The organism is Streptomyces xanthophaeus, from assembly GCF_000725805.1.
Lineage (GTDB): Bacteria > Actinomycetota > Actinomycetes > Streptomycetales > Streptomycetaceae > Streptomyces > Streptomyces xanthophaeus.
In genome coordinates, this window is the sequence record NZ_JOFT01000140.1 from 1 (window position 1) to 304 (window position 304).

1 protein-coding gene is annotated in these 304 nt (G+C 65.5%); it reads right to left on the minus strand.

From position 1 onward, the window contains the following. Nucleotides 1-304: class II glutamine amidotransferase (locus tag IO30_RS0129210; protein ID WP_031147864.1), on the minus strand; the 304-nt coding region annotated here is incomplete at both ends.

Sequence of the window (304 nt, forward strand, 5' to 3'; positions counted from 1 at the left end):
GCGCATCAGGTGGAAGCCGGTGATGGCCCCGTTGTGCATGAACATCCAGCGCCCGTGCCGGAAGGGATGGCAGTTCGACTGCTGCACCGCCGTCCCCGTGGACGCACGGATGTGGGCGAAGAACAACGGCGAGCGGACATGGTCCGCCATCTCCCGCAGATTGCGGTTGTTCCACGCCGGACCCACGTCCCGCAGCAGCGCCGGTGTGTCGGTCTCCTCCTCCGTGTACCAGCCGACACCGAAACCGTCACCGTTCGTCGTCTCCACACCCAGCTTCGAGTGCAGGCTCTGGTCGATCAGCGAA